This is a genomic window from Halorubrum tibetense, from assembly GCF_042661865.1.
Taxonomy (GTDB): domain Archaea; phylum Halobacteriota; class Halobacteria; order Halobacteriales; family Haloferacaceae; genus Halorubrum; species Halorubrum tibetense.
Map to the genome: position 1 here is coordinate 1 of NZ_JBHSWW010000222.1, position 4,063 is coordinate 4,063.

Below are 4,063 nucleotides of genomic sequence, written 5' to 3' on the forward strand. Positions count from 1 at the left end.
GGCTCCGTCCCGGCGACGAAGCGATCGTCGTCGACGGCGACGACACGCTGTTCGCGGTCGGTCGCGCGGAGCTGTCCGGCGCGGAGGCGCTCGCGTTCGATGCCGGCGTCGCGGTCAAGGTCCGTCACGGTGCCGGCCACGAGGTCCCCGCCGAGACCCTCCCCGACGATTTATAAGTGCGCCACGTTGTTCGAGGGGCCATATATAAACGAACTCGGTCCCACTATCCCCCTACTGCCGGCCCGAGATCCGTTTTCACGGAGGCACGGCTGTAATCCGGAGCGAAACGGGATACGGTCCGTATCGGTGCGGGGGAGGGGTTCGAAACGGGACGAGAGACGCCCAGTAACACCGATCGGTCAGGTATAAACACCGCGTCGCGAGCGGGACGATCACTTATAAACCGGCGGTCCGACGACGGTCCGTCTCGGGGCGGTAGTTAGATCACGACGCCGAGTCCCAGCGCGTCCACGAGCGACACGCCGGCAAGCAACGAACCGATCAGGTAGCCGCCGATGGCGCCGCCGTTTAGTAGCGGGAGCCCGGCGTGGGCGCGGCCCTTCATCACCCAGCGCATCAACACGAGCAGCCCGACGACCGTCCCGAGCATCGCGAGCACCGCAGGGAGGTTGATCTCGAGAGCGGCGAACGGAAGCGCCTCGGCCGGGGAGAACCGCGCTGCGCTGGCGACCAGCACCGCCGGGATCACGGCGTCGCCGAGCCCGATGAAGAACGCATCACGGCTACCGTCCCCGTCCTCGGTGGTACCGTCCGCATCGTCGTCGTTCGCGTCGCTTTCGTCCGTATCCTCACCGGTGCCGTTCCCGTCCGTGTCGAACTCCTCCACATCGCCCTCGTGGACATCGTTCGCGCCGGCGAAGTCGTCGTCGAGAAGCGAGTAGGACAGCGACAACGGGATCACCAGGACGACGGGGATGTTGAGGTCCATCACTCCCTCGGCGAGCGACAGCATGTGTTCGGTCCCGTACACCGAGATCGCGTCGTACACGGCGAGAAAGACCAAGAGCACGAGCGCCGGAAGCAACCCGAACGAGATCCCGAACAGTCCGGCCGCGCCCGCGCCCATCAACACTCCGGCGGCGTCGATGACGTACCACTCCGGATGGACCAACAACCCCACTGCGACCGCGACTGCGGGGATCGCGGCGACGAGCGGCGGAACGAACGCCGCGAACACGTACCACGAGAGCCACGCGGAGACACCGATGATCAACAGCCGGATCGCCCAGTCGAGCTCGTAGCGGAACGCCGCGAGCATGAAGCCGGTCATCACGACGATAGCGGCGATGTAGAGGAGGCTGTTCGTCGGGTCCTGTGGGTTCTCGACGGGCTGGTAGCCGCTCGCGTCGAACTCCGGGACCAGCGCCAGCGCCCCCACCTGGACGATGACGAACAGGCCGACGGCGAACGCGACGCCACGATACTCGCGGGGGAACATTCGACCGTCCGTTCAGGCGGCGGGGGTTTCGTCCTTACGTTTCACTCGCCGTTCTGTGAGCCCTATCGCCGAGGTTTCGCACGGCTCTCCGTTCGAGAGACGGTCCGGGATGGTGTGGGAGCGGGTGGGCCCGGACCGGGTGCCGACGGACGACGGACGGTGGAAGCGAGTGGTGGCCGACCATGCCCGAAACGGGTGGTCGGCGAGTGCGCGCCCGCGGCGTTTACCGACACACCGAAGGGAAATAAGAAGCCACCGACCGAATTATCTGAATTGATATTCATTCCTTCGCTGACCGGGCGAACGACGTGGTTCACTCCGAGACGGATGGCTCCCGAGCCGACGAAGAGGTGGGATGTGCGAAAGCGGACGGGAGGCGGGTGAACGGGCGGCGAGCGACAGCGGACCCCCGGGCTGTCGCAGAGACGCCGCCCGTGCGGGCGGGACGGGCGTGGATCGTTGTTCGCCGAACTCCGACGAGAAAAGCGTCGGACTTCGGCAACGATAGTTACGGTTTCGCGGCGTATAAAACCACGAGGTATCGGAATGGGCAGGCTCGGAGACCACCGAGCGGCACGGATCAGCGCCGGTCGCGCAACGCCGGGAACTCCTCGCGAACGGCCGCGACACGATCCGAGTCGACCTCGGCGGTCACCGTCGTCGGGTCCGGGCCCGCGGCGGCGAGCGTCGTCCCCCACGGGTCGTAGACGGCGGTTCGGCCGCAGAGCGCCTCGTCGTCGAACCGGCCGGTTCCGTTGACCGCGGCGACGTACGCGAGGTTCTCGATAGCGCGAGCGCGTCCGAGGGTCCGCCAGTGTTCAACTCGTGGATACGGCCACGCGCTGGGGACGAGTACGCACTCAACGCCGTCGTCGACCAGTCGTCGGAACAGCTCGGGGAACCGCAGGTCGTAACACGTCGTCACGGCGACCGTCACCCCATCGATATCGACGACCGGAACCCGGTCGCCCGGGACCATCCGCTCCGTCTCTTCGGAGCCGTATCCGAACAGGTGGTGTTTCCGGTACACCAACCGACGGTCGCCCGTGGCGTCGAACAGAACGGCCGTGTTGGCGAGCCCCGACGCCGCTGGCGTGTCTACCCCGTCTTTGGCGGAGGCGGCGAGGTCCTCCACGACCGTGCCCGCGAGCACGGCGACACCGGCCGAGGCAGCGGTCTCGGCGAACCGACTCAAGCGGTCACCCGCGACGCTCTCGGCGGCCCGGCCGTACGCGTCGAACGCGAAGTAGCCGACATCGAACAGCTCCGGCAGGACGACGAGGTCCGCGCCGTCCGTTGCGGCCGCCCGTACCCGGTCGAGGGCGCGGTCGACGTTGGCGGCGACGGCACCCCCATCGATGTCGAGCTGGATGCAGGCGATCCTCATACGTCGGGTGCGAGCGACCGCCGGAGCGCGGCTTCGAGGTTGTCGAGCTCCTCGTCGAAGTTCCGTTTAAAGAACGACTCCACACCCGGGAGCCTCCCGTCGACGACGAACTCGTTGGCCAGTGTACACCCGTCGGCCGTCTCCGTGATCACGTGTTCGCCGGTGACGCGGAACGCCTTCGACTTCCCGACGAACTTCACACGGTTCGGCGGATCGCGCTCGATCTCCTCGGTCTCGACGGTGATAGTCGACCGGATCATCGGGATCGGCAACGACACGTGCCAGGTCGCGCGGCCGGCCCCGTGGACCTCGAACGTGTCGACCACGCTGATGGCTTCGGCGCGTTGCTCGGCGTCCGAGATGAACGCCCACACGTCGGTTGCGGGTGCGTCGAACTCGAACGTCCGGGAAACTCGGACGGTCATACGTCACGTTGGGTGCCCAGGAGAATTAAAGGAACGGGAGTCGGCGGTCGGGACGACACCGGCGTCCGGACGGTGGTACCGGCCCGACGACGGTAGCGTCGGGACGGCACGGGCGTTGGTGGTGCGGCGGCGACGGAGGTAGGTGACCAAAGCGGGCCGACCGACACGACGGTCAGACCCGACGGACGGTCACCCGCGAGTGACGCGCCAGGTCGTCGAGCGCGCACGGCCCCACTTCTCGATCTCGACGTCGTCCGCCTTCTCGGCCAATCGGGGGAGCCGGGTACCGACCTGTTTGGCGGTGAGACCGATGGCGTCCGCGATCGTCCGGGAGCGGACGTACCGCTCGCCGCGAGTGACGCTGTCCGTGAGGTACGCGAGGATTCGCCGTTCCTCCTCGGTGTACTCGGTCATCACCCGATGTAGGCGTCTGACGTTCTTAACGGTTTCTCGTCAAGGGCTCCGGATCGCGGGCGCGGTCAGTCGAACAGCTGGACTGCGACGACGGAAAGCAGCGCGAAAACGAACGCCGCCGCGAACCCCCACGCGCGGCCGATCTGTGTCGGATAGCCGAACAGGATCACGGCCCCGACCAGCGCGACGGCCGCCAACGCGAGCGTCACGCCGATCCCCTTGTCCGATCCGATGGATGCCTCGCTCATACGCGTCGCTTCGCGGGTGGACACTTAGTTCATACGTACGTGTTTACCCCGAGGTCTCGACAGCCGGCACAGCGTGAGCCCGTGAGATAATCTTATTGTTGCTGACGACTCGACGAAGCTCTTCGTATGG

Annotated in this window: 6 protein-coding genes; 1 reads left to right on the plus strand and 5 read right to left on the minus strand. The window is 66.7% G+C overall.

Annotated elements, in window-relative coordinates:
* Window positions 1-176, plus strand: a 176-nt coding sequence (locus ACFQEU_RS12315) for a PUA domain-containing protein (RefSeq protein ID WP_379782565.1), incomplete at its 5' end; no start/stop codon positions are given.
* Between the two features lie 263 nt (window positions 177-439).
* On the opposite strand, the gene ACFQEU_RS12320 is transcribed toward ACFQEU_RS12315, so the two are convergent.
* The 5 genes from ACFQEU_RS12320 to ACFQEU_RS12340 form a co-directional block, all read right to left on the minus strand.
* Window positions 440-1,459: a presenilin family intramembrane aspartyl protease PSH gene (locus ACFQEU_RS12320; protein WP_379782555.1), complete on the minus strand. Its 1,020-nt coding sequence runs from the start codon at window positions 1,457-1,459 to the stop codon at window positions 440-442.
* A 580-nt stretch (window positions 1,460-2,039) separates the two neighbouring features.
* Window positions 2,040-2,846, minus strand: coding sequence for a carbon-nitrogen family hydrolase (locus ACFQEU_RS12325; RefSeq protein ID WP_379782557.1), 807 nt, complete (start codon window positions 2,844-2,846; stop codon window positions 2,040-2,042).
* The gene (locus ACFQEU_RS12330) at window positions 2,843-3,271 is read right to left on the minus strand and encodes a CoxG family protein (RefSeq protein WP_379782559.1); all 429 of its coding nucleotides are present in this window, start codon (window positions 3,269-3,271) and stop codon (window positions 2,843-2,845) included. Before ACFQEU_RS12330 ends, ACFQEU_RS12325 begins: the two co-directional genes overlap by 4 nt.
* A gap of 189 nt (window positions 3,272-3,460) precedes the next feature.
* Window positions 3,461-3,685 (minus strand): DUF7123 family protein, encoded by a 225-nt coding sequence (locus ACFQEU_RS12335; protein ID WP_379782561.1) that lies wholly within the window; start codon window positions 3,683-3,685, stop codon window positions 3,461-3,463.
* A 65-nt stretch (window positions 3,686-3,750) separates the two neighbouring features.
* Window positions 3,751-3,933: a DUF7525 family protein gene (locus ACFQEU_RS12340; RefSeq protein WP_379782563.1), complete on the minus strand. Its 183-nt coding sequence runs from the start codon at window positions 3,931-3,933 to the stop codon at window positions 3,751-3,753.
* Window positions 3,934-4,063: the final 130 nt, after the last annotated feature.